Here is a 1,038-nt window from a genome sequence, read left to right as displayed (position 1 = left end):
CTTCACCGGCCTGCTGCTGGTGCCGCTCGCGCTCACCGCGGTGCTGTCGTTCAACGTCTACGACCCGGCCACCGGCGCGCGGGCCGGCGAGTTCACGCTGGCGCACTACGCGATGGTGTTCGGCGATCCGTACTACCACGGCATCTTCTGGCGCACCTTCCGCATCGCCGCGCTGGTGGCGCTGATCTGCGTGCTGGTCGGTGCGCCAGAGGCGTACGTGCTCAGCCGCATGCGCAACCCGTGGCGCTCGGTGATGCTGCTGGTGGTGCTGGCGCCGCTGCTGGTCTCGGTGGTGGTGCGGGCCTTCGGCTGGAGCATGCTGCTCGGCCCCGAAGGGCTGGTCAACGCGGCGCTGGGCGCGCTCGGCCTCGGTCCGTTCAAGCTGCTCTACACCGAGACGGCGGTCGTCATCGCGCTGGTGCACGTGATGCTGCCGTTCATGGTGATCCCCGTGTGGACCTCGCTGCAGAAGCTCGACCCCGGCATCGAGAACGCCGCACTGTCGCTGAAGGCCTCGCCGTTCACCACGCTGCGCCGCATCGTGCTGCCGCAGGTGATGCCGGGCATCCTGTCGGGCAGCCTGATCGTGTTCGGCCTCGCGGCCAGCTCGTTCGCGATCCCCGGCCTGCTCGGCGGGCGCCGCCTCAAGATGGTCGCGACCGTGGTCTACGACGAGTACCTGCACGAGCTGAACTGGCCGCTCGGCGCCGCGATCGCGCTGACGCTTCTGGCCGCCAACCTCGCGGTGATGCTGGGCTGGAACCGGCTCGTCGAAGGCCGCTACCGCCGTGCGTTGGGATGAGGTCACGATGAACCGCAACGGCCCGCTCGCACTCGCGTTCAACGCGCTCGTCATCGCCTTCATGTTGGCGCCGCTGGTCGTCGTGTGCCTGGTCGCCTTCACGCYCGAGAACACGCTGACGCTGCCGACCACCAGCTTCTCGCTGCGCTGGTTCCACGCGGTGTTCGAGCACCCGGATTTCATGCAGTCGTTCTGGAACAGCCTGTGGCTCGCGCTCGGCTCGGCCACGCTCGCCA

At 68.8% G+C, this 1,038-nt stretch carries 2 protein-coding genes; both read left to right on the top strand.

Translation table 11 applies throughout. The annotated features are described in order from the left end of the window. Window positions 1-802 (top strand): ABC transporter permease (locus AC1D12_RS33980; RefSeq protein WP_477845473.1); only part of this gene is annotated, 802 nt, incomplete at its 5' end. Between the two features lie 7 nt (window positions 803-809). Beyond that, window positions 810-1,038: ABC transporter permease (locus AC1D12_RS33975; RefSeq protein WP_477845472.1), on the top strand; the 229-nt coding region annotated here is incomplete at its 3' end.

The sequence above is a fragment of the Rhizobacter sp. P1_G5 genome, from assembly GCF_056405435.1.
This window is presented reverse-complemented; position numbering and strand designations above follow the sequence as displayed.